Genomic DNA, 26987 nt, shown 5'->3' with positions numbered 1-26987 from the left:
CTCAAGATGAGATTTCCCAACTTCGGTTATAAGATCCCTCAGAGATGATGAGGTCAATAGGTTCGAGGTGGAAGCACAGTAATGTGTGGAGCTGACGAATACTAATCGATCGAAGACTTAATCAAAAAAGATTTTTTATCGGTCTCGCTTGTCAATCACTTCTTCTTACTTATCTAGTTTTGAGAGTATATTCTCAATTTGTCTGGTGACGATGGCAGAGAGGTCACACCTGTTCCCATACCGAACACAGAAGTTAAGCTCTCTAGCGCCGATGGTAGTTGGACTTACGTTCCGCGAGAGTAGGACGTTGCCGGGCAAATAGAAAGAGACCTGTCAGGTCTCTTTTTTTTGTATGATTTTATTCATCAGATGCTGAATTTCATGTTTAATCGAACAATCTTCTATACCGCCATAGCCTAAGATAAGCTGTTGACGGTATTTCTTATGATTTTTTTCTGCATAATCACTGATAAGACTGATATTGATTCCATCTGGTTTAGCGATGGGCTGCTTGAATTCAAGCACACAGTGCATACCTGCCTGTTCACCGCTGATGGTCAGATAATCTTCGAATGGTTTCAAGGTTTCCACGACAATATCGAGTTTCTTTTTATAGATTTTACGGGTCCGGTTAATATTTCGTTCAAACTCCCCGGACTGCATGAATTGAGCTATTATGTACTGAATATGTCTGGGTACAGTGATATTCGGCTTATGAGCAAGTTCGTGATATTTCAGCATTAAGGGTTCCGGCAGCACAAGATAAGCGACACGTATACTTGGAAAGATGGATTTGGAGAAAGTGCTCATATAGATGACTTTCTGATGAGAGTCCAGTCCCTGTAGAGCTTTTAAGGGGCGGCCTTTATATCTGAATTCACTGTCATAATCGTCTTCGATAATATAGCGGTCTTTTTTCAAGGTCCATTTGAGAAGTTCGGTTCTCCTTTTAGCTGACAGGACAGCACCGGTCGGAAACTGATGACTCGGTGTGACATGAACGACATTTGCTTTTTTATGAAGTGACTTGACGATAATACCTTCTTCATCTACTTCTATCGGAATATAAGACTTCTGTTCGTAGTGAAGGACTTTACGGATAAGAGGATATCCCGGGTCTTCAATCTGATAAACAGCACCGGGTAACAAGCGGGTCACCAGAGTAAAAAGCTGCTCAGTGGAACTGCCCACGATAATCTGCTCATTAGTGCAGCTGACACCGCGTGAATGATAAAGATAGCGCCGTATCTGTTCTCTTAGAGCATCTTCACCCTGCGGATGTCCCCGGTCCAGCAGTTCACTCATTTCAGATTCGAATGCTTCTTTCGCATACTTTCTGAACAGGTGATAAGGAAAACTTGTCTGATGACTATCCTCTATTTTAAATGTCGGTCTAGCTGTTTCCTCTTTAGGAGAGATAAGGCTGATGGTATTTTCAGGTGCCTTATTCAATGTTTCAATCGTTTCAACAAAATAACCTACTTTTGGTTTTGAATAAATGAAGCCTTCGTCCTGCAGCTGCTGATAAGCGATCTCTATTGTAGTCTGACTGAGATTTAAGTGCTGGCTCAGTTTTCTTTTTGAAGGAAGTTTCTCATCGTGTGATAGCCGGCCTGTCAGAATATCATCCTTAATGAACTGGTAGAGCTGCTGGTAGAGAAAACTATCTTCTGTGAATTTATATGTAAGGGTTTCCATCTCAATCACTGACCTCTTAATTTTTATTAAAACTGATACTTTTATAATACCAGTTTATTCGTTAGATTTATAGGTGAAGCGAATTTAAAGGAGTGTATAGTATGTCTAAAATCATTGGTTCAGATAAAGTTAAGCGTGGTATGGCAGAAATGCAGAAGGGCGGCGTCATCATGGACGTTGTCAATGCGGAACAGGCGAAACTGGCTGAGGCAGCAGGAGCTGTCGCAGTTATGGCCTTAGAACGTGTACCAAGTGACATCCGTAAAGCAGGTGGAGTTGCGCGTATGGCGGATCCACGTATCGTTGAAGAAGTAATGAATGCAGTGTCTATTCCTGTTATGGCAAAAGGCCGTATCGGACACATCACTGAAGCGCGTGTCTTAGAAGCGATGGGCGTGGATTATATCGATGAATCAGAAGTTCTGACACCGGCTGATGAAGAGTTCCACTTAAAGAAAGATGAGTTCACAGTTCCTTTCGTCTGCGGCTGCCGCGACTTAGGTGAGGCAGCGCGTCGTATCGGTGAAGGGGCTGCCATGTTACGTACGAAAGGTGAACCAGGCACAGGTAATATCGTGGAAGCGGTCCGTCACTTACGTAAAGTTAATGCACAGGTACGTAAACTCTCTGTTATGAATGATGATGAAATCATGACTGAAGCGAAATTACTCGGTGCACCTTACGAAGTATTAAAAGAAATCAAAGCGCTGGGTAAATTACCAGTTGTCAACTTTGCAGCAGGCGGCGTAGCAACGCCAGCTGATGCGGCGTTAATGATGGAACTCGGTGCTGACGGAGTCTTCGTTGGTTCAGGTATCTTCAAATCAGAGTCACCTGAGAAGTTTGCGAAAGCAATCGTACAGGCGACAACGCATTATCAGGACTATCAATTAATCGGAGAACTCTCTAAAGAACTCGGCGCAGCAATGAAAGGTCTCGATATCAATACACTTTCTCTTGAAGAAAGAATGCAGGAACGTGGCTGGTAGGATGAAAATCGGTGTACTCGCACTGCAGGGCGCGGTCCGTGAGCACTTAAAGCAGATTGAGCAGAGCGGTCATACGGGGATTGCCGTGAAGCGTGTAGAAGAGCTGTCAGAAATTGATGGCTTAGTGCTGCCGGGCGGCGAATCAACGACGATGCGTCGTCTGATGGACCTTTACGGGTTTACGGAGGCACTACGCCAGAGTGAACTGCCGATGTACGGGACTTGTGCTGGCCTGATTCTACTGGCAGACGAAATAGAAGGTTACGATGACGGGCATCTGAAGAAGATGAATATTAAAGTAGAACGTAACTCTTTCGGACGTCAAGTCGACAGCTTTGAAGCTGACTTAGATGTGAAGGGAATAGAAGAACAGGTGAATGCCGTCTTCATCCGTGCGCCGCATATTACGTCAGTTGAGAGCAATGTAGAAGTGCTGAGTGAAGTGGAAGATAAGATGGTCGCGGTAAAACAAGATAAATATCTAGGTGTTTCATTCCATCCTGAACTCACAGCTGACCATAAGATTATGAAGTATTTCATCGAAGAGATGGTTGCGAAAAATAAATAGAAACGTCGACTGATGTCGGCGTTTTTTTGATGAGCGGGTTAATGGTAGCAAGATAGCTATTCTGCTATAATTCATCATTATATTAAAGGGGGTTTTTAAGAATGAGTCTTTCACTTATAGAGGCAATAAAAACGAGAAAATCAGTCAAAGAATTTGATCCGAATATCAAAATTCCGCGTGAAGAAATGATGGAAATAATTAAACTGGCAGCAGAAGCACCTTCATCAGTCAATCTACAGCCGTGGCGTTTTGTTATAGTGGAATCAGACGAAGCGAAGGCAGCTATCAAGGACCTGGTCCGTTTCAATACCCGGCAGCTTGAATCGAGCGCAGCCTTTATACTCGTGCTGTCTGATAATACTCATGTTCAGGATATAGAACGTATATATGCTAAGAGTGTTGACCTTGGCTACATGCCGCAGGAAGTGATGACAACGAATGTCGCAGCGCTTAAAGGAGCGCTGTCCAGTGCAACGGACAGCTATATTAAAGTACAGGGTATGATGGATGCGAACCTGGCGGCCATGCAGCTGATGCTGATTGCTAAAGACCGAGGCTATGATACGAATCCGATCGGTGGCTTCGAACGAGATGAAGTCATGGATGCTTTATCCCTCAACAAAGAACGCTATGTACCTGTCATGTTCATCGCTATCGGTAAAGGCGTAAAAGAACCGCATGACAGCAGTCGTCATGAAGTTGAAGAGATTGTTGCTTATAATCATGGTGATGCAGAAGGAAATATCGGAAAATAGAAAAAAACTCAGGCAGTGTAGTGAACCCAGAGAGTTGGAATTTTTAGGGTCACTGCACATCTGCTTGAGTTTTTTATTTTATACTATTTTCTCTTCAGTGACTAATGGTTTATCCGGCTTCACAAAGAACCACATGATAATGGCGATTATAACCGGTATGATAGTCAGCATCAACGTATTGTTCCAGCCGATTCTATCAGCGAGGTAACCACAGAGAATAGGGCTAAGTAAGGCACCGATATTCCCCCATAAATTCATCCAGCCGGAGACAGTTCCAGAGAAGTTACGACCGAGGTCAGTTGCCGCTGCCCAGCTCATACCCATGGATAGTCCGATACCGCCGAGACATAATGAGAACCAGACGATGGCCACGTGAACATCTTTTGCCATAAGTGACAGATAGAGTGCCACACAGAAAATAATGAAACCGGTGATTGCAATAATACCCCGACCGGCAAATTTAGAATAGCCGCTGGAGATGATCTTATCTGAGATTGTACCACCGGAAAGAATGAGGATAAACATCGCAAGCCAAGGGATAGCAGCGAATGTTCCCATATCTTTCAGTTGAACATGATGTTCTTCTGCCAGGTAAGTGGGCAGCCAGATCAGAAATAATGAAATGACGAACTGAACAACGAAATATTGTGCAGCAATTGCATAGAAACTGAACTGACCGAAGAACTGACGCCAAGGTGCAGATGTCTTCGTCGTTGACACTGTGTCACGTTCAGCCATAATGAGTTCTCTCTCGGCCTCATTCACCCATTTATGGTGTTCTGGCAGATCTTTAGCGATAACCGCCCATAGTAAAGCGATTAATATCCCGATAAGACCGAAGATAATAAAGACAGCTTGCCAGCCGAACGCCTGCGTGATAGCGATGGTCACGAACGGGGCAAGAACCGGTCCGAAATAACTGCCGGCAAGAAGTGCGCTGGATGCACGGCCTTTTTCAGTCTTACGGAACCAATATGTATTGAAGACAGCATTAGATGGATACATCGGACCTTCACCTACACCGAATAAAAATCTGACAGCATAGAGCAGGCCATGATTTTTGACAAGTCCGGTCAGGATGGTGAATGCGCTCCACCAGACCAACGCGATAGTCAGCATCTTCTTAGGACCGAATCTTTCAGCCATTATACCGGCCGGCACCTGCATCAGTGCATAGCCGAGCGAGAAAAATGAAGCGAGGAGACCGAACTGAGTCTTGTTCATATTCAGATCTTCCATCATCGGACCCGCAATAATTGAGATGTTTGACCGGTCCATGTAAGCGATGACCCCAATAATAAAAAATGCAATCATAAAATACCAGCGAATTTTAGTTGGTTTTGTAGTCATATACCCTCCATAATCATATAGTCATCTGATGACCAAGTGAGTTGCCTCTCAATATTATCATAACGAAAAAGCGCTTTCAATCATTTATTTTCCGAATATTCAATAATAAAATTCTTCCAGTTTTCAGCACATACTTTATCTTTTTAAGAGAGGGCATTGTTATAATGAATGCATATAAAAAACCGGAGGTCGTACACTTGGCACGTATCGAAAAAAAGAAACTGTATGAAGAGATTGCTGATGTTATCAGCGACAATATTAGAAAAGGACAGCTGAAAGAAGGAGAAAGACTGCCGTCTATTCAAAGTCTTGCAGCTGAATATGGTGTGGGCCAGGCTTCCATTCGCGAAGCGATGAATGCACTGAGGGTAATGGGTCTAGTCGATATCAGGCATGGTGAAGGTACCTTTATCAAATCAAATCAGCCCAAGGCATTCACGGCTGAAATGGCTGTATTTAAACGACAGGACATCGTTGAACTGCTGGAAGTCCGTAAAATCATTGAAGTAGGCGCCGTGAGAATAGCGGCAGTCAAACGAACACCTGAACAACTTAAAACTATTGAGTCAGCGCTTGAAAGTATGCGACTGGCTATTGAAGAGAATGAGCTGGGTGAGAAAAGTGATCTCGACTTTCATATGGCGATCGCTGAAGCGGCAAACAATAATCTTCTGAAGAAGCTCCTCTCCGATGTCTCAGATGTGATGAAGACGGCTATGAAAGAAACGCGTAAAATATGGCTTTACAATAAAGCGAAGACTATTGAGAAGCTCTATCATGAGCATCTTGAAATCTACGAAGCGATCGCAGATAAGAATCCGGATGCAGCAATCAGCCATATGACGGCACATCTGGATGAGGTAGAGGATGTATTAGTCAGCCATCTGAGTATTGATTAAGCGGTTGCAAAATTGTCTGGCTTAACCTAAACTTGTATCTATACTCATACAGTCATCGGATGACTACCGAGTACTCTACTGGGCATAGAGTGAAGAAAGGGTGAAGAGGATGAAAGTCAGTCTATTCAGTACATGTCTTGTTGATGTTTTTGAGAAAAAAGTAGGAATCGCAAGCGTTGAGCTATTAGAAAAACTGGGGTGTGAAATCGATTTTCCGGCTGCACAAGTCTGTTGTGGTCAGCCTGCCTATAACTCAGGTTATGTACAGGAATCGAAAAAAGCAGCTAAAAATATGATCAAAGCATTTGAAAAATCGGAAGTGGTGGTGGGACCCTCGGGTTCGTGTATCACCATGTTCAAGCATTATCCTGCACTTTTTGAAGATGATGCAGCATGGCATGAACGCGCACAGAAACTGGCAGATAAATCATATGAAATCACGCAGTTTATTGTAGATGTATTAGGTGTGACGGATGTAGGTGCAAAGCTGACAGGTAAGGCAACGATTCATCCATCCTGCCATATGACGCGTTTACTGGGGAATGTCACTGCACCGGGCGCTTTACTGGCAGAAGTCGAAGGTCTAGAAGTAATAGAGCTGCCGCATTACTATAACTGCTGCGGTTTTGGAGGGACATTCGCCGTTAAAATGAATGATGTATCAGGTGAGATGGTGGATGAAAAAGTAGACTGTATCCTGGCAAGCGGCGCAGATTATCTGGTAGGCGGCGATTCGAGCTGTCTGATGAACATCGAAGGTCGGCTGAAACGTCGGGGTGCTGATGTCAAAGTCGTGCATATTGTTGAGATCCTCAATAATCAAGTGGAGGCTGTGACATCATGAGTATGAAAATAGGCGAAGAAACATTCAAAAAAGCGGTGAAAACGGAACTTAAGGATACATTTATGCGTAGTGCTGTCTCAAGTGCGCAGGACCGTCTGCGTGAGCGTAAGCTGAAATCACAGGTTGAACTCGGCAACTGGGAAGAATGGCGCAGTCATTCCGAGGAAATCAGACAGCACACGCTTGAGAACTTGGATTATTATCTGGATATGCTGGCTGAAAATGTCAGTAAGCGCGGCGGACACGTCTTCTTTGCGGAAACCGCTGAAGAAGCAAATCAGTATGTTCAGCAGGTGCTGAAAGATAAGAAGGCAAAAAAGATAGCAAAATCGAAGTCGATGGTCACAGAGGAAATTGGACTGAATCAGGCGATGGAAGCGGTAGGCTGCTCAGTAGTTGAAACAGATCTAGGAGAATATATACTGCAGGTGGATGACCATGATCCGCCGTCACATATTGTGGCACCGGCCCTTCATAAAAACAAAGAGCAGATTCGTGCTGTGTTCCATGACAAGCTGGGTTACGAGCGGACGTCACAGCCTGAAGATCTGGCATTATTTGCCCGTCAGAAACTCAGAGAAGAATTCCTGAGTGCGGATGTGGGAATAACAGGCTGTAACTTTGCGGTAGCTGAAAGTGGTTCTTTCACGCTTGTGACAAACGAAGGAAATGCCCGAATGGTGACGACATTACCGAAGACACAGATCACCGTGATGGGGATGGAACGAATTGTGCCCTCTCATACAGAACTGGAGGTCCTCGTTTCGATGCTGACAAGAAGTGCCGTCGGTCAGCGTCTGACGAGTTATGTAACCACCTTGACAGGGCCGCGGGCAGAAGACGAAATCGATGGACCGGAAGAATTCCATCTCGTCATTGTCGATAATGGCCGGTCGAAGATTCTCGGCACCCAGTTCCAGTCTATTCTGCAGTGCATCAGATGTGCAGCCTGTGTCAATGTCTGTCCGGTCTATCGCCAGGTCGGTGGCCATTCATATGGTTCGATCTATCCTGGCCCGGTCGGTGCCGTCCTGTCACCGTTACTCGGTGGCTATGAGGACTACAGTGAACTGCCTTATGCCTCAACCTTATGCGGTGCCTGCACAGAAGCCTGTCCCGTCAAAATCCCGTTACATGATCTACTATTGAAACATCGTCAGGTGATCGTCGAAGAGAAAAAGATGACACCGGTAGCAGAGCGACTCGTTATGAAAGGATTCGGCATAGGAGCGGGCCAACCTACGCTGTTTAAATATGGCACGAAGATGGCTCCTTCCTTAATGGCTCCTTTTGAAAATAAAGAAGCACATATGCTTACAAAAGGGCCGAAGCCTCTTCATGCCTGGACGGATACAAGGGATTTTCCGATGCCGGATGAAGAGAACTTCAGGGACTGGATGAAAAACCGCCTGAAAAGAGGTAAAGACTAATGACTGGAAAAATCTATAACAAAGATCGTTTTCTGAAGAATATTACTCAGCACTTAAACCGCCCTGTCCCTTCGTCAGTCACAAAACCTGACTGGCACTTCAGACCACAGGATAAGACACTGAGCGGTTTATCACAGGATGAATTAGTGGAAGTGATGAAGCAGCACAGTGTGAACATCCATACTGATGTGGTACAGACGACAGCTGCGGACCTTAATACAGCACTTGCACAAGTTGTTGAAAACTACGGGGGCGGGGAAGTGATTGCCTGGAATGATTCACGTTTTGATGAACTGGGCATTGATTTAAAGCGCTTCGATACATTTATCTGGGATGAAGCGAAAGGTGCAGAGAATATTGAAGTCGCAGAACGGGCGAATATCGGTATCACCTTCAGCGATGCGACGTTAGCAGAAAGTGCTACAGTCGTGCTCTATGCTGACAAAGGGAAAGGTAGAAGTGTCAGTCTGCTACCTGCTGCCTATGTAGCGATTATTCCTAAGTCCACTATTGTCCCGAGATTCACTCAGGCAGCTGAACAGATGAACCTCATGAATCAGGATGCGGACTTTCCGACTTGTATCAACATGATCACAGGGCCGTCTAACTCTGCTGATATCGAGATGAAACTCGTGGTCGGCGTCCATGGCCCGATCAAAGCGACCTATATCATAGTAGAAGACTACTAATAAAAAATGGAATGGCTAATAGCCATTCCATCTTTTATTTGTTTATAAGAAGAATCCAGCGATTGTCGCTGAGATAAAGGAGACGAGTGTGGCACCGTAAAGTAATTTAAGACCGAAACGGGCAACGACATCTCCTTGTCTATCGTTCAGGGACTTGATGGCACCGGCGATGATGCCGATAGATGAGAAGTTCGCAAATGAGACAAGAAAGACAGAGACAATACCGATTGCACGTTCTGACAGTTCCCCTGTTTTATGCTTGACGATATTCTGTACATCAAGCATGGCAACGAATTCGTTTGAAACAAGTTTGGTAGCCATAATTGAACCGGCACGGACTGCATCATCCCAGCTGATACCTGTCAGGAATGCGAGTGGTGCAAAGATGAAACCGAGGATATCCTGGAAGTTCATCTTGCCTGGTGTGATGCCATCAACAATACCATTTAACATGGCAATCAGAGCGATATAACCAACCAGCATCGCACCGACGATAATCGCCACCTTGAAACCATCAAGAATGTATTCCCCGAGCATCTCGAAGAAGGATTGTTTCTCTGTTTCGTCAGCCATAATGACTTCGTTCTCCTCTTCAGCAGTGACACGATAAGGATTAATGATGGAAGCGATGATGAAGCCTCCGAATAAGTTCAGCACAATGGCAGTGACGACATATTCGGGTTTAATCATTGAGAAGTAAGCACCGACAATCGACAGTGAAACAGTAGACATGGCTGATGCCGTCAATGTATAAAGTCGATGTTTAGGAATATAAGGCAGCTGTTTTTTAAGTGAAATGAATACTTCAGATTGACCTAAAATAGCTGAAGCTACTGCGTTATAAGATTCAAGTTTGCCCATGCCATTGATTTTTGAGATGGCAAGTCCTAGATATTTGATGATGAACGGTAAGATTTTTAAATACTGTAAGATACCGATCAAGGCTGAGATAAAAGTGATAGGCAATAAAACTTGTGTGAAGAAGTTGTTCAGCGGCTCGCCTTTATCATTTAAGTTCACCATGTTCGGGAAAACAAAGTTAACCCCTTCCGCTGCATAACCTAATAGATACTGGAAGCCTTTCGCAAGCCAGCCGACAAAAGTGATGCCCCATGGTGTTTTGAGTAACAGGAAGGCCAGTAAGAACTGAATGACCAGCATGAGGCCGATATATGGCCAGCGGACGTTTTTTTTATCTGAACTGACAAGCCAGGCCAGAAGTAAGAAAATAATGATACCGATGATACCGATAATATAATTCATGTTATTCCTCTCTTTCGTTAGCGATATTAAGCATTCATTGACTATCATACTACACTTTCTGTGTGATTGATATATATTGTCTGGATGAAGAACATATTGTTTGCACTCATCCGGTAATGTCCTTATAATAAAGTCAAAGATGGTCAAAAAGAGGTGAAGTCATGAAAAATATGTCTGATATTATTGAACAGTATTTAAAGCAGCTTCTTGAACAAAGCGGCGAGACTGTTGAGATCAAACGGTCTAAGATTGCTGAGAAGTTTGACTGTGTCCCTTCCCAGCTGAACTATGTCATCAAGACCAGATTTACGAACGAACATGGCTATGAAATAGAAAGTAAACGGGGTGGCGGTGGCTATATCCGTATCACTAAAATAGAATCGAATAATCAAGGTGCATTTATTGAACATCTGAGTGCGATGGTCGGTCAGCACGTCAGTCAGCAGAAAGCGGAGCATGTCATAGAGGCGTTGTCACAGAACAAGCTGATCACAGACCGGGAGAAGCGTCTGCTTCTTGCTACCATCCATCGTGATATCCTTTACGTGGATGTGCCGTACAGAGATTATATCCGGGCGAATATTCTGCAGAGTGTACTGACGGTTATTCGCTATCATTAGAGAGGTGCTCTATGAAATATAACGATGATGAGTTTACTATGAATCAGCTGCTGAAGCATCTGCTGAGAGAAGAGCAGACTGAGCCGGTGTGTCCTGACTGTGGACTGACATTAAGAGAAGCCCTGCATATCGGTAAATTCGGCTGTCATACCTGTTATTCGACGTTCAGTGAGTATGTCCCGCAGATTGTTGAGCGGGTTCAGGCAGGCAACCATAAGCATGTAGGACAGGCACCGCTTAAATCTGCTGAAAAGATTCAGCGTAAGAAACGCATCGAGGAGCTAGGGGTGAAGCTGCAGGAGCTTGTTGAAGAACAGGCATTTGAAGAAGCAGTCATTGTCCGGGATGAAATCAAGGCACTGAAAGAAAGAGGTGAATCAGATGCTGGATAAACATTTGAATTTACAGCTCAGTGACTGGATGCAGCAGGAAGACCAGCCGATTATTTTAAGCTCGCGTATCCGTCTTGCCCGCAATCTGGAAAACTTCGTTCACCCGCTGATGTCTGACGATGAAACAAGTGAAAAGGTCCTGCAGGAAGTATCAGATGTTCTGTCAGAACAATTCAAAGCGATTGTGCTCAGGGATTTAGAGGTGAACGACAGACAGATGTTGGTCATCAAGCATCTGGTCAGTAAGGAACTGCTCAGTCATCAGTCAGGCGCAACCTTTTTAAATGACGATGAATCTGTCAGTATTATGATCAATGAAGAGGATCATATCCGTATCCAGGTTTTAGGTCGTGATTTATCGCTTGATCGTCTCTATGAAAAGGCGAAAGAAATCGATCAGCTGCTTGATAAGAAGCTGACAGTTTCTTTTGATGAAACATTGGGCTATTTGACGACATGTCCGACGAATATCGGGACAGGACTCAGAGCGAGCGTGATGCTGCATCTGCCCGGCCTTTCCATCATGAAAAGAATGGGACGCATCGCGCAGGCTATCAATCGCTTCGGCTATACGATTCGAGGGATTTATGGTGAAGGGAGCCAAGGTCTCGGTCATATTTACCAGGTGTCGAATCAGCTGACGCTCGGCAAGAGCGAGGAAGCGATTATCAATGATCTGAAGCAGATTGTTGAACAGATTATTACTGAAGAGGAAGGCATGCGTCAGCGTCTGCTGGATTATGATTACATTGAAACAGTTGACCGGATCAACCGGAGTCTCGGTATTCTGAAATACGCCCGACTTATCAGTGCAGAAGAAGCCAGTTTACGACTAAGTGAAGTGAAAATGGGTATCGATATGGGGATCATTCCCTCTCAGCCTTTCAGATTTAATGAGCTGATGGTGGCTATTCAGCCGCCGTTCCTGAATACAATCAATGAGACGTTATCTATCAATGAAAAAAGAGCGAAGATATTAAGGGAACATCTATAAAAGGAGGAAATATTATGTTTGGAAAATTAACTGAACGTGCTCAGCGCGTATTGGCACATGCCCAGGAAGAAGCAATCCGTCTGCAGCATAACAATATCGGAACAGAGCATCTGCTGCTCGGTCTTGTGAAAGAGCCGGAAGGAATCGCTGCGAAAGTGCTTGCTGAATTCGATATCACTGAAGAAAAAATCATCAATGAAGTTGAACAGCTGATTGGTCACGGTACAGGTCTTGGCGGTACTATCCAGTACACACCGAGAGCAAAGAAAGTCATCGAGCTATCACTCGATGAAGCGAGACGTCTGAATCATTCATTCGTCGGGACAGAGCACATTCTGCTTGGTCTGATCCGTGAAAATGAAGGGGTCGCAGCACGTGTGTTAGCGAATCTTGATTTGAATATCACAAAAGCGCGTGCACAAGTCGTTAAATTACTCGGCAGTCCTGAAATGAGCGCAAAAAATGCACAAGGCTCTAAAGCACAAGGGACACCGACACTTGATGGGTTAGCACGTGACTTAACGGTCATCGCTAAAGAAGGGACACTTGATCCTGTTATCGGGCGCAGCCAGGAAATCATCCGTGTGATTGAGGTACTGAGCCGTCGTACGAAGAACAACCCGGTTCTGATCGGTGAACCCGGAGTCGGTAAAACTGCTATCGTTGAAGGTCTGGCGCAAGCCATCGTTAATAATGAAGTACCGGAGACGCTGAAAGACAAGCGTGTGATGAGCCTTGATATGGGTACAGTCGTCGCGGGTACGAAATACCGCGGTGAATTTGAGGAACGCCTGAAAAAAGTTATGGATGAAATCCATCAGGCAGGCAATATCATCCTGTTCATCGATGAGCTGCACACATTGATCGGTGCAGGTGGAGCTGAAGGTGCGATTGATGCTTCGAATATACTGAAACCTGCACTTGCACGCGGCGAACTGCAATGTATCGGGGCGACGACGCTTGAAGAGTACCGTAAGTATATCGAAAAAGATGCAGCACTGGAACGTCGCTTCCAGCCGGTCACCGTCAATGAGCCGAACGTAGAGGATGCGATTGAAATCTTAAAAGGGCTTCGTGACCGCTACGAAGCGCATCACCGCATCAAGATCACTGACGCGGCACTGGTTGCAGCAGTGAAGATGAGTGACCGCTATATCTCAGACCGTTTCCTGCCGGATAAAGCGATTGATCTGATTGATGAAGCGGGTTCTAAAGTCCGTCTCAGAAATCATACAACACCCCCGAGTTTAAAAGAGATGGAGGCTGAGCTGGAACAGATCAAAAAAGAAAAAGACGCAGCCGTTCATTCACAGGAATTTGAACAGGCAGCAGCACTTCGTGACCGCCAGTCCAAACTTGAAAAACAGCTGGATGAGACGAAGAAAGAATGGAAGAAAGATCAAGGTCAGTCTGAATCTGCGGTTACTGAAGATGATATCGCACAGGTGGTCGCACAATGGACAGGTATTCCGATCAATAAGATTGCTGAGACTGAATCTGCAAAATTACTGAATCTCGAAGAAATCCTGCATGACCGCGTGATCGGTCAGCAGGATGCCGTTGAATCTATCTCTAAAGCAGTGCGTCGTGCGCGTGCGGGTCTAAAAGATCCAAAACGTCCGATCGGCAGCTTTATCTTCCTTGGACCTACAGGTGTCGGTAAGACTGAGCTTGCGAAAGCACTGGCAGAAGCAATGTTCGGAGAAGAAGATGCGATGATCCGGGTTGACATGAGTGAATTCATGGAAAAACATAGTGTGTCACGTCTTGTCGGTTCTCCTCCGGGTTACGTCGGCTTCGATGAAGGCGGACAGTTAACTGAGAAAGTCCGTCGTAAACCTTACTCAGTCATTCTCTTCGATGAGATCGAAAAAGCGCATCCTGACGTCTTCAACATGCTGCTCCAAGTACTGGATGACGGTCGTCTGACAGACGCGCAGGGTCGTACAGTCGACTTCCGTAATACGGTCATCATCATGACTTCTAACGTCGGGGCTCAGGAGCTGAAAGATAATAAATTTGTCGGGTTCGGAGCCAGTACAACAGGTCCTGATTACGAGACTGTCCGTAAAACGATGATGGATGAGCTGAAGAAACAGTTCCGTCCTGAGTTCCTGAACCGTGTGGATGATATCATTGTCTTCCACAAACTCGAGAAGGAACAGCTGAAAGAAATCGTCTCACTCATGGTCGCAAGTCTTGCGAAACGACTTGAAGAACAGGATATTCATATCACATTAACTGAAGCTGCGAAAGAAAAGATTGCAGACGAAGGTTATGATCCTGAATACGGTGCACGACCGCTTGCACGTTCAATTCAGAAAAATATTGAGGATAAATTATCTGAGGAACTTCTGAAAGGTCAGACACTTGCCGGGCAAGACGTCAAAATCGATTATATCGATGATAAATTTGATATTCAGACAGTTGAAAGACCGGCTGCAGAATAATTTTAAACCCCTGATGCTAATAGTATCAGGGGTTTAATTGTATTGACGGCCAAAAGAGTTTAAAATGAGAGGATAAAGAAACGGGAGGAAATCCATTGGCAAAAACGAAAGTGACATTTGAATGTATGGCTTGTGGTTATCAGTCGCCGAAATGGATGGGCAAATGTCCAAACTGCGGTGCGTGGAACCAGATGGAAGAAGTCATTGAACATAAAGCTAAAGGACCGAAGACCGCTATCACTGATACGTCTTCGTCCAATCAGAAAGTAGAAAAACTGAAAAATGTAACGAAAGAAACGACGCCTCGTGCCACTACATACATCAAGGAATTTGACCGCGTACTCGGCGGCGGCATCGTGCCTGGTTCTCTTATTCTTATCGGAGGAGATCCAGGTATCGGTAAATCCACATTGTTACTGCAGGTATGCGCATTACTGTCTCAACATGATAACGTTCTCTATATCTCCGGTGAGGAGTCCGTCAGACAGACTAAGCTGCGGGCTGATCGTCTCAGTGAAGATGCAGGTGAACTGAGTGTCTATGCTGAAACCAATCTGCAGATCATCCACGAAACAGTGAAGAAGATTGAACCGAGGTTTCTGGTCATCGACTCCATTCAAACGATATTCCATCCGGAAGTGACATCTGCTCCTGGCTCAGTCTCACAAGTACGTGAATGTACACAGGAACTTCTTCGTATGGCGAAATCCATGAACATTGCAACATTTATCGTTGGGCATGTGACAAAGGAAGGTCAGATTGCAGGACCACGTCTTCTTGAACATATGGTCGATACTGTTCTTTATTTCGAGGGCGATACGCATCATAGTTATCGTATTCTGCGGGCTGTCAAAAATCGTTTCGGTTCTACAAATGAGATGGGTATCTTTGAGATGCGTCAGACCGGTCTGCAGGAAGTACTCAATCCATCAGAGATGTTTCTGGAAGAGCGGACAAAGAATGTAGCAGGGTCGACCATCGTTGCCACGATGGAAGGAACGAGGCCGTTGCTTGTCGAAGTGCAGGCACTCGTAACCCCGACTTCTTTCCATAATCCACGCCGAACATCGACCGGTATCGATCAGAACCGTCTGAGCCTGCTCATGGCGGTTCTTGAAAAGAAACAGGGATTACTTCTGCAGCAGCAGGACGCTTATATAAAGGTTGCAGGTGGCGTCAAACTAGATGAACCGGCAGTCGATTTAAGTATCGTCATCAGCATCGCATCCAGCTTCAGTGATAAAGCGACACGGGGTGATGACTGTTATATCGGCGAAGTAGGACTGACAGGCGAAGTCAGACGGGTTGCACGTATCGAACAGCGGGTACAGGAAGCAGCAAAGCTGGGCTTTAAAAGAGTGATTATCCCGAAAAATAATATCGGTGGCTGGGAATTTCCGCCGAACATTGAAATTATGGGTATAAGTAATATTGCAGAAGCAATCAGAATTGCTTTTAATTAGATGGAGGTGAAACAATGTTAAAACGATTAGTGACACTTGTTTTTATTATTATAGGTGCATCACTTGGAATTTTTCTTGTGCCGGAAATCATTCGTCTGTTCAATGTTAAGGTACCTTCTTTACTGATGAACACTTATGTAGACGGCATTATCGGTATTATTGTCTTTATATTGTTATTTTACTGGTTGATTGATAAAGTGGTCGCGATGATTGAAAAAAGTGAAGGGCTGATTCTGAAAAGAAACTTCATGGAGATCAGCTTTGCCACCCTTGGTATGATGGTCGGACTGGCGATTGCTTCGATGATCAGCCTCATTCTTGTGTCAATCGGGTTTTCTCTGTTACGCAATATCATCCCGGTTGCATTAGCGGTTATACTCGGCTATCTGGGCTTTCAGGTCGGTCTCAAAAAGCGTGAGGAGATATTGAATCTATTGCCTGAACGTTTTCAGGGGAAGACGCGAAAAGTGAATGATGCAGCCAAGCTGCTCGATACATCAGCTATTATTGATGGTCGTATTCTTGAAATCGTGAAATGCGGGTTTATCGACGGAACCCTTATTGTTCCTCAAGGTGTACTGGATGAGCTTCAGCTTATCGCAGATTCCACTGATGGTCTGAAACGCGACAAAGGTCAGCGCGGCCTTGATATTTTAGAGCAGCTGCGTCAGTCCGGACACCCGGTCAAGATTGTGCCCGGCCATAAAGAAGTTCGGGAAGTAGACCAGCTGCTCGTGAAGATGGCAGGTGAGTCGAATGCGAGTGTCATCACAACCGATTATAATCTGAACAAAGTCTGTCGGGTGCAGGGAATCAAAGTGCTGAATGTCAATGACCTGTCAGAAGCCATTAAGCCGGTTGTCCAGCAGGGTGACCGATTCAAGCTGCTGATCACAAAAACAGGTAAGGAAGAGAATCAGGGTGTCGGTTATCTGGAAGACGGTACGATGGTCGTTGTGGACAACGCGAAACAGAATGTCGGTGAGGAACGTCAGGTTGAGGTTCAGTCTGTTCTGCAGACAGCATCCGGACGAATTATTTTTACGAAGAAAGTAGCAGATAAATAATGTATACAGTCATCATTCCGGCCGCCGGACAAGGGAAGAGAATGGGCAGCGACAGAAACAAGGTTTTTCTTGAACTGGACGGCAGACCGGTCATCTATCATACGGTGTCGAAGTTTGATGAAGATGCCAGCTGCCAGGCTATTTATCTGTCAGCAAGACAGGATGAGGTGGCCTTGCTGACGGAGCTGCTGAAGGGTTTTCATAAAGTGAAGGGTCTCGTTATCGGAGGCAGTGAGCGCCAGTACAGCATCTATAATGCACTTAAAGTGATTCCGCCCTGTGAAGTGGTGATGGTTCATGATGCAGCACGACCATTCGTTTCACAGGAAACATTGACGGAGCTGTATGACGCAGCATGCGCTAAGAACGCTGTTATTGCAGCTGTACCGGTTAAAGATACGATTAAAGTTATCAATAATGGGGTGATTGACCATACACCCGACAGAAATGTATTATGGCAGGTTCAGACCCCTCAGGCTTTTAAGTATGAATTGTTGCTGGAAGCTTATCAGCAGGCAGCAGAAAGCCGTTTTCTCGGGACAGATGATGCATCGCTCGTAGAACGGTTAGGTGTGCCGGTGTCAGTGGTTGTCAGCGATTATGATAATATCAAACTGACGACTCCTGAGGATCTGTATTTTGCTGAAGCCATCATGAAGAAAAGAGGGATATGATGTTCAGAATTGGATTTGGTTATGATGTCCATCAATTAGTTGAAGGGCGAAAGCTTATTATCGGTGGCTTCGAGATTCCTCATCGCACAGGACTGCTCGGCCATAGTGATGCAGACGTACTGCTACATGCGCTGACAGATGCGATGCTCGGTGCAGCAGCGCTCGGTGATATCGGCAAATTATTTCCTGACACGGATATGGCATTTAAAGGTGCAGACTCCAAAGTTCTGCTGACTGAATCCTATCAGTCGGTCAAAGGTAAAGGCTATGTAATTGGTAATGTGGATGCCACTATCATCGCGGAGAAACCGAAATTCCGGCCGCATATTGATACGATGCGACAGATAATCGCCGACCTGCTTGAAGTAGATATTGATCAGATCAATATCAAGGCAACGACGAATGAGAAGATGGGTTACCTGGGCAGAGAAGAGGGAATTGCCGCCCAGGCTGTGGTATTATTGAATCAAACTAATTAATTGGAGTGACAAAAATGGATAAGGTAAGAGTAAGATATGCACCATCTCCAACTGGATTCCTGCATATCGGGAATGCCCGTACGGCATTATTCAACTATTTGTTTGCGAAACACTATCAGGGTGATTTCATCGTTCGTATTGAGGATACAGATACAGCGCGCAACGTTGAAGGTGGAGAGGAGTCTCAGCTGCGTTACTTAAAATGGCTTGGTCTTGAATGGGACGAATCAGTAGATAAAGACGGCGGTTACGGTCCTTACCGTCAATCTGAACGTGCTGATATCTACAATCCGATTGTTGAGCAGTTGCTCGCTGAAGATAAGGCCTACCGCTGCTATATGACATCAGAAGAACTTGAAGCAGAGCGTGAGGAACAGCAGGCGCGCGGTGAGATGCCTCGTTACGGCGGTCAGCATGCGCATTTAACGAAAGAGCAGGAAGAGGCCTTTCTGGCTGAAGGACGCGAACCAAGTATCCGTTTCCGGGTGCCAAAAGGTAAAACCTATTCATTCAATGATATGGTCAAAGGCGAAGTATCATTTGAATCTGATGGCATCGGTGACTGGGTTATCGTTAAAAAAGACGGGATTCCGACTTATAACTTTGCGGTCACGATTGATGACCACTTCATGAAAATCTCTCACGTTATCCGCGGTGATGACCATATTTCAAACACACCGAAGCAGATGATGATCTACGAAGCGCTGGGTTATGAGATTCCGACATTCGGCCATATGACATTAATCGTCAATGAAGACCGCAAGAAACTTTCAAAACGTGATGGTTCAATTATCCAGTTCATCGAGCAGTATCATGACCTGGGTTACTTACCGGAAGCACTTTTCAACTTCATCGGTCTGCTCGGCTGGTCACCCGTCGGCGAAGATGAGATCTTCTCTAAGGAACAGTTCATCGAGATGTTCGACGAAAAACGTCTGAGCAAGTCGCCTGCCTTCTTCGATAAAGTGAAACTGGCATGGATCAACAATCAGTACATGAAAGAAAAAGATTTAGATACTGTCTTTGACATGACATTGCCGCATATGAAGCAAGCGGACCTGGTTTCTGAGAACCCGTCTGATGAAGAACTGCAGTGGGCGAAGAGTCTGGTTGAACTTTACCAGCAGCAGATGAGCTATGCAGGCGAAATTGTTGAACTATCAGAACTATTCTTCAAGGATGAACTGCAGCTGAGTGAAGAAGCGACAGAAGTTGTGAACGGTGAACAGGTGCCCGAACTGATGCGTACCTTAAAAGCTAAACTGAGCGAACTTGAGACCTTTGACGCAGTTTCGATTAAAGCGGCGATCAAAGCAGTACAGAAGGAAACGGGCATCAAGGGTAAAAACTTATTCATGCCGATTCGTGTCGTTGTATCAGGACAGACACATGGACCGGAGCTTCCGAATACAATGGAACTGCTCGGAAAAGATAAAGTACTTGAACGACTTGAGCCCTACACAGTATAATAAGTGACAGGAAGAATTAGTACATTATGAATGTCTGGTAGAGAGCGTCTGGCTGGTGAAAAGACGTGGCATGATTAATCGAATGCGCCTTCTTGAGTAAGAAATGAATAATCAATGAGTGAATGGCTCTGCCATTTGATGAAGAGTGGAACCGTGTTTGAATAGGCACCTCTGACGTATAGACGTCTGAGGTGCTTTTTTATGTAGAGGGGAGGGTTAACCATGTTTAATCGTATCAAAGAGGATATCGCGATGGTGTTCGAACAGGATCCAGCTGCGAGAAGTGGTGTAGAAGTATTTTTAACGTATTCCGGCCTTCATGCTATCTGGTGGCATCTGGTGGCCCACTGGCTTTTCAGACATAACCGATTTTTCCTGGCACGCGTAATCAGTCAGATGTCACGATTTATGACAGGCATTGAGATTCATCCAGGCGCAAAAATAGGTAGACGACTGTTTATTGACCACGGCATGGGAATTGTTATCGGCGAGACATGTACAATTGGTGACAATGTCACCATTTATCAAGGTGTGACACTCGGTGGGACAGGTAAGGAATCAGGAAAGCGCCATCCGGATATCGGGGATAATGTACTGATTGCTGCCGGTGCTAAAGTCCTCGGTAATATACAGGTGGGTAACAATGTCAATATCGGGGCTAATTCAGTGGTGCTGAGAAATGTCCCGGATTACTCTACAGTGGTCGGTATTCCAGGACATATTGTCAAACAGCACGGCAGACGTGTCGGTAAGAGCTTTGATCATACGAAGCTGCCGGATCCGATTTATGAAAAACTAAAAGAGCTTGAGTGTCATATCGATAAAGCGAAGAATGGAGAGATTACAGATGATTACGTTATATAATACACTGACTAGAAAGAAGGAACCGTTCGTACCGCTTGAAGAAGGTAAAGTGAAGATGTATGTCTGCGGACCGACTGTCTATAACTATATCCATATCGGAAATGCGCGTCCTGCCATCAGTTTTGATGTCGTTCGCCGTTACTTTGAATATAAAGGGTATGATGTGAACTATGTATCAAACTTTACAGATGTCGATGATAAACTGATCAAAGCGGCCAATGAATTGGGCTCAACGGTCCCAGAAGTAGCTGACCGTTTTATCGAAGCTTATTTCGAGGACACACAGGCATTGAACTGCAAGCCGGCAACTGCCCATCCTCGTGTGATGGAACATATGGATGATATCATTGAATTCATTAAAGTGCTGATTGAGAAAGACTATGCATATGCAAGCGGTGGAGACGTCTACTTCCGTACCCGTAAATTTGATGGCTACGGCAAACTCAGCCAGCAGTCGATTGATGAGTTAAAGGTGGGAGCCCGTATTCAGCAAGGTGAACTGAAAGATGATGCACTTGATTTTGCGCTCTGGAAAGCAGCAAAACCGGGTGAAATCAAATGGGACAGTCCGTGGGGAGAAGGTCGGCCAGGCTGGCACATAGAGTGTTCCGTAATGGCCCGTAAGCTGCTAGGTGATACGATTGATATCCATGCCGGTGGCAGTGACCTTGCGTTCCCGCATCACGAGAACGAGATCGCTCAGTCAGAAGCACATAATGACCAAACATTTGCGCGCTACTGGATGCATAACGGCTTCATCAATATCGATAACGAGAAAATGAGTAAATCACTCGGTAACTTTATCCTCGTTCATGACATCATCAAGGAAGTGGACCCTGATGTCCTGCGCTTCTTTATGATCAGCGTACATTACCGCAACCCGATCAACTATAACAGGGAACTGGTGGCAAGTGCAAAAGCGGGCCTTGAACGCATCCAGAATGCTTATCACGCACTGAAGGAACGTCGGGAGATGTCGGTAGATATCGCAGATGATAAGGAAGTGATTGATGAAATCAATCAGATTCTCGGTCGTTTTGAAACGGCGATGGATGACGACTTCAACACAGCCAATGCAGTGACAAGCTGGTATGAACTGACGAAACTTGCGAATGTCTATAACCAGCGCACAACGACAAATCAGACAGTCATCAGCCGCTTTATCGAAGTGTTTGACAGCATCAGCGGTGTACTGGGTGTCAGTCTGGACAGGAAAGAGGAATTGCTGGATGAAGAAATCGAAACACTGATAGAAGAACGTCAGCAGGCACGTGAAAATAAAGACTTCACTCGTGCAGATGAAATCCGTGACATGCTGAAAGACAAAAATATCATCCTTGAAGACACTGCACAAGGTGTGAGGTTCCGCCGTGGCTGAGCAGGCGCACTTATATAACCCGCTGACGCTTGCTTATCTCGGTGACGCGCTGCTGGACCTTCATATCAGAATGCATGTCATCAGAAAACTGCAGGCGAAACCGAATGCGCTGCACCGTGCAGCAACATTCTATGTATCAGCAAAGAGTCAGGCCCAGACGTTTGATGCCTTGGTTGCAGAGTCCTATTTCACTGCAGCTGAATACGACGTTCTGATGCGTGGGCGCAATGCGAAGAGTCATACGAAAGCCAAAAATACAGATGTTCTGACGTACAAGAAAAGTACCGGCCTTGAAGCGGTCATCGGCTACCTGAAACTGTCAGGTGAAGACGAGAGACTGCAGGCGCTGCTGGTCAAAATCATTGAACTCTGCGAGGAGAGGGAATCTAAATGAACGAAGATATTATCGTAGGTCGTCACGCAGTCAGAAGTGCTGCAGAGTCGGACCGTGAAATCAACAAGGTCTATATACAGGAAGGGATCAATAAACAGCAGATCAAGCCAATTCTGGATATGCTGCGGGACCGCAAAATCGTAGTGCAGCAGGTTCCGAAAAACAAGCTGGACCAGATGAGTGATGTACCCCATCAAGGTATCGCAGCGCAGATCTCTCCCTATGAATATACGGAAGTGGAAGACTTCCTGGAAACCGTCAAAGACAAACTGTCTACTGTCATGATTCTTGACGGACTGGAAGATCCGCATAACCTGGGTTCCATCATCCGGACAGCTGATGCGATAGGCGTGGATGGTATAATCATACCGAAACGTCGGTCGGTTACCTTGAACTCCACAGTTGTAAAAGCATCAACGGGTGCGATTGAACATGTACCGGTGATGCGTGTGACGAATCTGGCACAAACCATCGACAAGCTGAAGGAAGCAGGTTTCTGGGTATGCGGAACCGATGCAAAGAAATCAGTGGATTACCGCAAGATGGATGCTGGCATGCCGCTCGCGATTGTCATCGGCTCTGAAGGAGAAGGCATGAGTCGCCTTGTCAAAGAGAAATGCGATTTCCTGATCCATCTGCCGATGATCGGTCATGTCAATAGTCTGAATGCTTCTGTTGCAGCTGGTCTGCTGATGTATGAAGTTTATAGAAAGCGCATACCGCTTGACTGATGAAGACACATTATACAATAGTGGATGGCTATAATGTCATCGGTCAGAGCGCTGAACTGAAGAGAATAGCAGAAGAATCTCTTGAGGAAGCGCGTAAGACCCTCCTCCTGACTCTGGTCAATTATAATGCCAGGCAGCAGACGGAACTGATCTGTGTATTTGACGCGTACATGACTGGGAGTAACGAGGCGCGTGAGTACTTTCATGGTATCAATGTCATCTATTCCAAAAAAGATGAGACAGCTGATGCCGTCATTGAACGTCTTGTCTATGAACTGTATGATAAACACATCACGCGCATCATGGTTATCACAAGTGACCTGTCTGAACAGCACACTATCTTCGGTGCAGGCGCCCTTCGATTATCATCCCGCGAGTTTCTGCTGGAGCTTGAAGAAGACAAAGAGCTGCTTGAACGAGATCTTGAAGAAATGAAGCATGACAAACCTAGAATGCGTATTGCGATCGATGACGAAACAAAGAACCGGCTGGAGCAGCTAAGACGAGGACATAAGTAAATAATTTATCTTAATGGCAGCAATTGTATGTGTTTCCTGGACAGGTTAAAATAGAATTAAAAACAGAAGAGGTGTGCATTGAACATTCTGCTGTCTTATATTTTTGAGCTGTCTGCCGACTATTATACGGAAAGTGACGAACTTCTTGTGTCAAAAGTCAAAACGGGGAATGATTCTGCATTTGAGTGTCTGTCAGTTAGAATGAAGCCCTTGATTTATCATTATGGCCTGCGCTATCCCTCGCTCGAAATACAAGAAATTCACCAGGATGCACTCATTCTGCTGTATCATTCTGCCCTGCAGTTCGATGAAGAGAAATGCGGCAAATTTCAGCCATATTACCTGAAGATGCTGCACTACAGGCTCGTTGACTGGGCGAGGAAAGACCGGCAGTATCGCTATACGATGAGTCTGCAGCAGCCCCTTCATCAGGAAGTATCAGATCAGTCACTGGAAGAGATTCTTAGTGACTGTAAGCCGACACCGGAGAATATCAGTATCTACAAGGAGCTGTGGCTGTCTATCAATCCGGTCACTCTTGGACTCAGTCCGTTTGAAAATCAGCTGCTGAAACATTTGATTGCGGGGGACGGACTACTGGAAGTGATGGAGAAAGAGAAGAAGACAGAACGCATGGTCAGAAATGCATATACACGCCTGAAAAATAAGATTCTCTCTCAGTTGATGCGTTGACAATTATTTCTTTAGGTTTTATATTAAATAAGATTAAGGTGAGTTATAGTGAAAAAAGTAGCGATGAGCTGTTCGAAGTGCGGAAGCCGAAATTATACAGTGTCCAAAAATGATTCGGCGAACCGGCTGGAACTGAAAAAGTACTGTAAGACATGTGATGCGCACACTATTCATAGAGAATCAATTTAGGAGGCCACATCATGCAAAAGGAAAATTTCTTCCAAGGCGTTATCTCAGAAATGAAAAAGACCTCTTGGCCGACAGGTAAAGAAGTTGGACGGGATACAGCAATCGTTGTACTCACGGTTTTATTTTTCATTTTATTCTTTTACGCAGTCGATTTAGGTATTACAGAACTGATCAAGTTAATTAATTAAGGAGGCACATCATGTCAGAAGAAAGTAAAAAGCATTGGTATGCGGTTCATACGTATTCCGGGTACGAAAATAAGGTTAAAGATAACTTGGAAAAACGTCTTGAATCCATGAACATGCAGGATCAAATCTTCCGCGTTGTGATTCCTGAAGAAGAAGAAACAACGATTAAAGATGGTAAACGTAAGACATCCCTTAAAAAGACATTCCCAGGTTATGTGCTGGTTGAACTTGTCATGACAGATGAGTCATGGTATGTCGTGCGTAATACACCGGGTGTCACTGGTTTCGTCGGCTCAGCAGGTGCAGGTTCAAAACCGAATCCGTTATTACCGGACGAAGCGCGCTTTATCCTCAAGTCGATGGGTATGGCCGAAAAAACAATTGATGTTGAGCTGGAAGTAGGCGAACAAGTTCGTATCACATCAGGGCCATTCACCAATCAGGTCGGCGAGATCAAAGAGATGGATGCTGAGAAGTACAAGCTGACTGTACTGGTTGAATTGTTCGGTCGTGAGACACCGGTTGAGGTTGAATTCGATCAAGTTGAAAAACTATAACAAAACATTTAAAAATACACTTGCAATAAGTTTTGAAAAATGATATTATTTTAGGGTCGTGCCAAGCACGATTGTTGAGTGGGAGGGTAAATATCATACCCTGTGACCACATCACGATATTATAGGAGGTGCACATCGTGGCTAAAAAAGTAATCAAAGTTGTTAAATTACAAATCCCTGCAGGGAAAGCGAATCCGGCACCACCAGTTGGTCCAGCATTAGGTCAAGCGGGTGTAAACATCATGGGATTCTGTAAAGAATTTAACGCACGTACACAAGAACAAGCAGGTTTAATCATTCCGGTTGAAATTTCTGTATTTGAAGATCGTTCATTTACATTCATCACTAAAACACCACCTGCAGCAGTATTACTGAAAAAAGCAGCTAAAGTTGAAAAAGGTTCAGGCGAACCGAATAAAAACAAAGTTGCAACAGTAACTGAAGACCAAGTACGCCAAATTGCTGAAGAAAAAATGGAAGACTTGAACGCAGCAAGCGTTGAAGCAGCAATGCGTATTATCGCAGGTACTGCTCGCAGCATGGGATTTGAAATCAAATAATAAACAGGTTTATGGCAGACGTCTGACGTCTGCTCTTGCATTAACGTGGGAGGAAATTCCGCTAAAACCACTAAAGGAGGAAATGAACAATGGCTAAAAAAGGTAAAAAATATCAAGAAGCCGTGCAAAAAGTTGATGCTCAGAACTTCTACTCAGTAGAAGAAGCAATCAAACTTGCTAAAGAAACAAGCACAGTTAACTTTGACGCTTCAGTTGAAGTTGCATTCCGTTTAGGAATCGATACTCGTAAAAATGATCAGCAGATCCGTGGTGCAGTTGTACTGCCAAACGGTACTGGTAAAACGCAACGTGTATTAGTATTCGCTAAAGGTGAAAAACTTAAAGAAGCAGAAGCAGCGGGTGCTGACTATGCGGGCGATACTGAATACATCAACAAAATCAACCAAGGCTGGTTCGATTTCGACGTCATCGTTGCAACACCTGACATGATGGGTGAAGTTGGTAAACTTGGACGTGTCTTAGGACCTAAAGGTTTAATGCCAAACCCTAAAACTGGTACAGTAACCATGGACGTAACGAAAGCGGTCAATGAAATTAAAGCCGGTAAAGTTGAATACCGCGCTGAAAAAGCAGGTATCGTTCATGCTGCAATCGGTAAAGTATCATTCGACGAAGCTAAATTAGTTGAAAACTTCAACGTTCTTAAAGACGTTTTAGCAAAAGCTAAACCAGCATCATCTAAAGGTGTTTACTTCAAATCTGTAGCGGTTTCTACAACAATGGGCCCTGGTATCAAAATCGACCCAGCGGAAATCCGTAACTAATTTATAATTGACAAATATCAGATTGCGCGTTATAGTG

General features: G+C 44.9%; 30 protein-coding genes, 2 rRNA genes and 1 other annotated feature (1 of these 33 only partly in view). Of the genes, 29 read left to right on the top strand and 3 right to left on the bottom strand.

Translation table 11 applies throughout. The features are described from left to right. Together ERX40_RS08875 and rrf are read left to right on the top strand one after the other, a co-directional pair. Positions 1-125: ribosomal RNA gene (locus tag ERX40_RS08875) — 23S ribosomal RNA — on the top strand; the annotation flags it as partial. 76 nt (positions 126-201) lie between these two features. Beyond that, positions 202-316: ribosomal RNA gene (gene rrf / locus ERX40_RS08870) — 5S ribosomal RNA — on the top strand. A 17-nt stretch (positions 317-333) separates the two neighbouring features. On the opposite strand, the gene pdxR is transcribed toward rrf, so the two are convergent. After that, complete coding sequence (pdxR, locus tag ERX40_RS08865; protein ID WP_133418144.1) at positions 334-1698, bottom strand: MocR-like pyridoxine biosynthesis transcription factor PdxR; 1365 nt, start codon at positions 1696-1698, stop codon at positions 334-336. Positions 1699-1799: 101 nt separating this feature from the next. Between pdxR and pdxS the strand changes: the two genes are divergently transcribed. The 3 genes from pdxS to ERX40_RS08850 all read left to right on the top strand — a co-directional run bounded on the left by pdxS (position 1800) and on the right by ERX40_RS08850 (position 4010). Beyond that, positions 1800-2687 (top strand): pyridoxal 5'-phosphate synthase lyase subunit PdxS, encoded by an 888-nt coding sequence (gene pdxS / locus ERX40_RS08860; RefSeq protein WP_133418143.1) that lies wholly within the window; start codon positions 1800-1802, stop codon positions 2685-2687. 1 nt (position 2688) lies between these two features. Continuing rightward, positions 2689-3255 carry a pyridoxal 5'-phosphate synthase glutaminase subunit PdxT gene (gene pdxT / locus ERX40_RS08855; protein ID WP_133418150.1) on the top strand — a complete coding sequence of 189 codons (567 nt, stop codon included), beginning with the start codon at positions 2689-2691 and terminating at the stop codon, positions 3253-3255. Between the two features lie 101 nt (positions 3256-3356). Next, positions 3357-4010: a nitroreductase family protein gene (locus ERX40_RS08850; protein ID WP_133418142.1), complete on the top strand. Its 654-nt coding sequence runs from the start codon at positions 3357-3359 to the stop codon at positions 4008-4010. 78 nt (positions 4011-4088) lie between these two features. On the opposite strand, the gene ERX40_RS08845 is transcribed toward ERX40_RS08850, so the two are convergent. Further along, positions 4089-5360 carry a pyruvate MFS transporter gene (locus ERX40_RS08845; protein ID WP_133418141.1) on the bottom strand — a complete coding sequence of 424 codons (1272 nt, stop codon included), beginning with the start codon at positions 5358-5360 and terminating at the stop codon, positions 4089-4091. A gap of 197 nt (positions 5361-5557) precedes the next feature. Between ERX40_RS08845 and ERX40_RS08840 the strand changes: the two genes are divergently transcribed. From ERX40_RS08840 to ERX40_RS08825, 4 genes are all read left to right on the top strand, one after another. Beyond that, positions 5558-6259, top strand: coding sequence for a FadR/GntR family transcriptional regulator (locus ERX40_RS08840; protein WP_243713032.1), 702 nt, complete (start codon positions 5558-5560; stop codon positions 6257-6259). A gap of 109 nt (positions 6260-6368) precedes the next feature. Further along, a complete protein-coding gene (locus ERX40_RS08835; protein ID WP_133418139.1) occupies positions 6369-7103 on the top strand; it encodes a (Fe-S)-binding protein in 735 nt (244 codons plus the stop codon). After that, positions 7100-8533 (top strand): LutB/LldF family L-lactate oxidation iron-sulfur protein, encoded by a 1434-nt coding sequence (locus ERX40_RS08830; protein WP_133418138.1) that lies wholly within the window; start codon positions 7100-7102, stop codon positions 8531-8533. The genes ERX40_RS08835 and ERX40_RS08830 overlap by 4 nt, the downstream gene beginning before the upstream one ends. Beyond that, positions 8533-9222, top strand: a complete 690-nt coding sequence (locus ERX40_RS08825) for a LutC/YkgG family protein (protein WP_133418137.1) — start codon at positions 8533-8535, stop codon at positions 9220-9222. The genes ERX40_RS08830 and ERX40_RS08825 overlap by 1 nt, the downstream gene beginning before the upstream one ends. Positions 9223-9264: 42 nt before the next feature. Here ERX40_RS08825 and ERX40_RS08820 read toward each other — a convergent pair whose 3' ends face one another. Further along, entirely contained in the window at positions 9265-10485 is a 1221-nt protein-coding gene (locus ERX40_RS08820; protein WP_133418136.1) for a NupC/NupG family nucleoside CNT transporter, read from the bottom strand. Positions 10486-10646: 161 nt separating this feature from the next. On the opposite strand from ERX40_RS08820, the gene ERX40_RS08815 reads away from it, so the two are divergent. From ERX40_RS08815 to rplA, 20 genes are all read left to right on the top strand, one after another. Continuing rightward, positions 10647-11105 (top strand): CtsR family transcriptional regulator, encoded by a 459-nt coding sequence (locus tag ERX40_RS08815; protein ID WP_133418135.1) that lies wholly within the window; start codon positions 10647-10649, stop codon positions 11103-11105. Between the two features lie 11 nt (positions 11106-11116). Then, positions 11117-11497, top strand: a complete 381-nt coding sequence (locus ERX40_RS08810; protein WP_133418134.1) for a UvrB/UvrC motif-containing protein — start codon at positions 11117-11119, stop codon at positions 11495-11497. Further along, positions 11487-12491, top strand: a complete 1005-nt coding sequence (locus tag ERX40_RS08805) for a protein arginine kinase (protein WP_133418133.1) — start codon at positions 11487-11489, stop codon at positions 12489-12491. The genes ERX40_RS08810 and ERX40_RS08805 overlap by 11 nt, the downstream gene beginning before the upstream one ends. Positions 12492-12502: 11 nt before the next feature. Next, entirely contained in the window at positions 12503-14941 is a 2439-nt protein-coding gene (locus ERX40_RS08800) for an ATP-dependent Clp protease ATP-binding subunit (protein WP_133418132.1), read from the top strand. A 95-nt stretch (positions 14942-15036) separates the two neighbouring features. Beyond that, complete coding sequence (gene radA / locus ERX40_RS08795; protein ID WP_133418131.1) at positions 15037-16404, top strand: DNA repair protein RadA; 1368 nt, start codon at positions 15037-15039, stop codon at positions 16402-16404. 14 nt (positions 16405-16418) lie between these two features. Beyond that, positions 16419-17471 carry a PIN/TRAM domain-containing protein gene (locus tag ERX40_RS08790; protein ID WP_133418130.1) on the top strand — a complete coding sequence of 351 codons (1053 nt, stop codon included), beginning with the start codon at positions 16419-16421 and terminating at the stop codon, positions 17469-17471. Then, on the top strand, positions 17471-18145 hold the full coding sequence (ispD, locus tag ERX40_RS08785; protein ID WP_341777484.1) for a 2-C-methyl-D-erythritol 4-phosphate cytidylyltransferase: 675 nt from the start codon (positions 17471-17473) through the stop codon (positions 18143-18145). The genes ERX40_RS08790 and ispD overlap by 1 nt, the downstream gene beginning before the upstream one ends. Next, positions 18145-18624, top strand: coding sequence for a 2-C-methyl-D-erythritol 2,4-cyclodiphosphate synthase (gene ispF, locus ERX40_RS08780; RefSeq protein WP_133418128.1), 480 nt, complete (start codon positions 18145-18147; stop codon positions 18622-18624). Before ispD ends, ispF begins: the two co-directional genes overlap by 1 nt. A gap of 14 nt (positions 18625-18638) precedes the next feature. Continuing rightward, the gene (gltX, locus tag ERX40_RS08775; protein WP_133418127.1) at positions 18639-20093 is read left to right on the top strand and encodes a glutamate--tRNA ligase; all 1455 of its coding nucleotides are present in this window, start codon (positions 18639-18641) and stop codon (positions 20091-20093) included. Positions 20094-20315: 222 nt separating this feature from the next. Continuing rightward, complete coding sequence (gene cysE / locus ERX40_RS08770) at positions 20316-20957, top strand: serine O-acetyltransferase (RefSeq protein ID WP_133418126.1); 642 nt, start codon at positions 20316-20318, stop codon at positions 20955-20957. Further along, on the top strand, positions 20941-22335 hold the full coding sequence (gene cysS, locus ERX40_RS08765) for a cysteine--tRNA ligase (protein ID WP_133418125.1): 1395 nt from the start codon (positions 20941-20943) through the stop codon (positions 22333-22335). Before cysE ends, cysS begins: the two co-directional genes overlap by 17 nt. After that, positions 22328-22729 carry a Mini-ribonuclease 3 gene (locus ERX40_RS08760; RefSeq protein ID WP_133418124.1) on the top strand — a complete coding sequence of 134 codons (402 nt, stop codon included), beginning with the start codon at positions 22328-22330 and terminating at the stop codon, positions 22727-22729. The genes cysS and ERX40_RS08760 overlap by 8 nt, the downstream gene beginning before the upstream one ends. Then, positions 22726-23460, top strand: a complete 735-nt coding sequence (gene rlmB, locus ERX40_RS08755) for a 23S rRNA (guanosine(2251)-2'-O)-methyltransferase RlmB (protein ID WP_133418123.1) — start codon at positions 22726-22728, stop codon at positions 23458-23460. Before ERX40_RS08760 ends, rlmB begins: the two co-directional genes overlap by 4 nt. Beyond that, positions 23460-23978 (top strand): NYN domain-containing protein, encoded by a 519-nt coding sequence (locus ERX40_RS08750; protein WP_133418122.1) that lies wholly within the window; start codon positions 23460-23462, stop codon positions 23976-23978. Before rlmB ends, ERX40_RS08750 begins: the two co-directional genes overlap by 1 nt. Positions 23979-24056: 78 nt before the next feature. Continuing rightward, positions 24057-24671 carry an RNA polymerase sigma factor gene (locus ERX40_RS08745; RefSeq protein WP_133418121.1) on the top strand — a complete coding sequence of 205 codons (615 nt, stop codon included), beginning with the start codon at positions 24057-24059 and terminating at the stop codon, positions 24669-24671. 63 nt (positions 24672-24734) lie between these two features. Then, positions 24735-24860, top strand: coding sequence for a 50S ribosomal protein L33 (rpmG, locus tag ERX40_RS08740; RefSeq protein WP_341777486.1), 126 nt, complete (start codon positions 24735-24737; stop codon positions 24858-24860). An 11-nt stretch (positions 24861-24871) separates the two neighbouring features. Continuing rightward, the gene (gene secE, locus ERX40_RS08735) at positions 24872-25048 is read left to right on the top strand and encodes a preprotein translocase subunit SecE (RefSeq protein ID WP_424960726.1); all 177 of its coding nucleotides are present in this window, start codon (positions 24872-24874) and stop codon (positions 25046-25048) included. An 11-nt stretch (positions 25049-25059) separates the two neighbouring features. Beyond that, positions 25060-25605 (top strand): transcription termination/antitermination protein NusG, encoded by a 546-nt coding sequence (nusG, locus tag ERX40_RS08730; protein ID WP_133418119.1) that lies wholly within the window; start codon positions 25060-25062, stop codon positions 25603-25605. Between the two features lie 137 nt (positions 25606-25742). Next, entirely contained in the window at positions 25743-26165 is a 423-nt protein-coding gene (gene rplK / locus ERX40_RS08725) for a 50S ribosomal protein L11 (RefSeq protein WP_133418118.1), read from the top strand. An 89-nt stretch (positions 26166-26254) separates the two neighbouring features. Then, positions 26255-26950, top strand: a complete 696-nt coding sequence (gene rplA, locus ERX40_RS08720) for a 50S ribosomal protein L1 (protein WP_133418117.1) — start codon at positions 26255-26257, stop codon at positions 26948-26950. Positions 26951-26985: 35 nt separating this feature from the next. Then, positions 26986-26987, top strand: a sequence feature (ribosomal protein L10 leader region); it runs 122 nt beyond the window's last position.

The organism is Macrococcus carouselicus (assembly GCF_004359515.1).
Classification (GTDB): domain Bacteria; phylum Bacillota; class Bacilli; order Staphylococcales; family Staphylococcaceae; genus Macrococcus; species Macrococcus carouselicus.
This window is presented reverse-complemented; position numbering and strand designations above follow the sequence as displayed.

Excerpts from the sequence above, each read along its gene's own strand:
- pdxR (WP_133418144.1), bottom strand. The coding sequence starts at position 1,698 with ATGGAAACCCTTACATATAAATTCACAGAAGATAGTTTTCTCTACCAG.
- pdxS (WP_133418143.1), top strand. The coding sequence starts at position 1,800 with ATGTCTAAAATCATTGGTTCAGATAAAGTTAAGCGTGGTATGGCAGAA.
- pdxT (WP_133418150.1), top strand. The coding sequence starts at position 2,689 with ATGAAAATCGGTGTACTCGCACTGCAGGGCGCGGTCCGTGAGCACTTA.
- ERX40_RS08850 (WP_133418142.1), top strand. The coding sequence starts at position 3,357 with ATGAGTCTTTCACTTATAGAGGCAATAAAAACGAGAAAATCAGTCAAA.
- ERX40_RS08845 (WP_133418141.1), bottom strand. The coding sequence starts at position 5,360 with ATGACTACAAAACCAACTAAAATTCGCTGGTATTTTATGATTGCATTT.
- ERX40_RS08835 (WP_133418139.1), top strand. The coding sequence starts at position 6,369 with ATGAAAGTCAGTCTATTCAGTACATGTCTTGTTGATGTTTTTGAGAAA.
- ERX40_RS08830 (WP_133418138.1), top strand. The coding sequence starts at position 7,100 with ATGAGTATGAAAATAGGCGAAGAAACATTCAAAAAAGCGGTGAAAACG.
- ERX40_RS08825 (WP_133418137.1), top strand. The coding sequence starts at position 8,533 with ATGACTGGAAAAATCTATAACAAAGATCGTTTTCTGAAGAATATTACT.
- ERX40_RS08820 (WP_133418136.1), bottom strand. The coding sequence starts at position 10,485 with ATGAATTATATTATCGGTATCATCGGTATCATTATTTTCTTACTTCTG.
- ERX40_RS08815 (WP_133418135.1), top strand. The coding sequence starts at position 10,647 with ATGAAAAATATGTCTGATATTATTGAACAGTATTTAAAGCAGCTTCTT.
- ERX40_RS08810 (WP_133418134.1), top strand. The coding sequence starts at position 11,117 with ATGAAATATAACGATGATGAGTTTACTATGAATCAGCTGCTGAAGCAT.
- ERX40_RS08805 (WP_133418133.1), top strand. The coding sequence starts at position 11,487 with ATGCTGGATAAACATTTGAATTTACAGCTCAGTGACTGGATGCAGCAG.
- ERX40_RS08790 (WP_133418130.1), top strand. The coding sequence starts at position 16,419 with ATGTTAAAACGATTAGTGACACTTGTTTTTATTATTATAGGTGCATCA.
- ispD (WP_341777484.1), top strand. The coding sequence starts at position 17,471 with ATGTATACAGTCATCATTCCGGCCGCCGGACAAGGGAAGAGAATGGGC.
- ispF (WP_133418128.1), top strand. The coding sequence starts at position 18,145 with ATGTTCAGAATTGGATTTGGTTATGATGTCCATCAATTAGTTGAAGGG.
- gltX (WP_133418127.1), top strand. The coding sequence starts at position 18,639 with ATGGATAAGGTAAGAGTAAGATATGCACCATCTCCAACTGGATTCCTG.
- cysE (WP_133418126.1), top strand. The coding sequence starts at position 20,316 with ATGTTTAATCGTATCAAAGAGGATATCGCGATGGTGTTCGAACAGGAT.
- cysS (WP_133418125.1), top strand. The coding sequence starts at position 20,941 with ATGATTACGTTATATAATACACTGACTAGAAAGAAGGAACCGTTCGTA.
- rlmB (WP_133418123.1), top strand. The coding sequence starts at position 22,726 with ATGAACGAAGATATTATCGTAGGTCGTCACGCAGTCAGAAGTGCTGCA.
- ERX40_RS08750 (WP_133418122.1), top strand. The coding sequence starts at position 23,460 with ATGAAGACACATTATACAATAGTGGATGGCTATAATGTCATCGGTCAG.
- rpmG (WP_341777486.1), top strand. The coding sequence starts at position 24,735 with ATGAGCTGTTCGAAGTGCGGAAGCCGAAATTATACAGTGTCCAAAAAT.
- secE (WP_424960726.1), top strand. The coding sequence starts at position 24,872 with ATGCAAAAGGAAAATTTCTTCCAAGGCGTTATCTCAGAAATGAAAAAG.
- nusG (WP_133418119.1), top strand. The coding sequence starts at position 25,060 with ATGTCAGAAGAAAGTAAAAAGCATTGGTATGCGGTTCATACGTATTCC.
- rplA (WP_133418117.1), top strand. The coding sequence starts at position 26,255 with ATGGCTAAAAAAGGTAAAAAATATCAAGAAGCCGTGCAAAAAGTTGAT.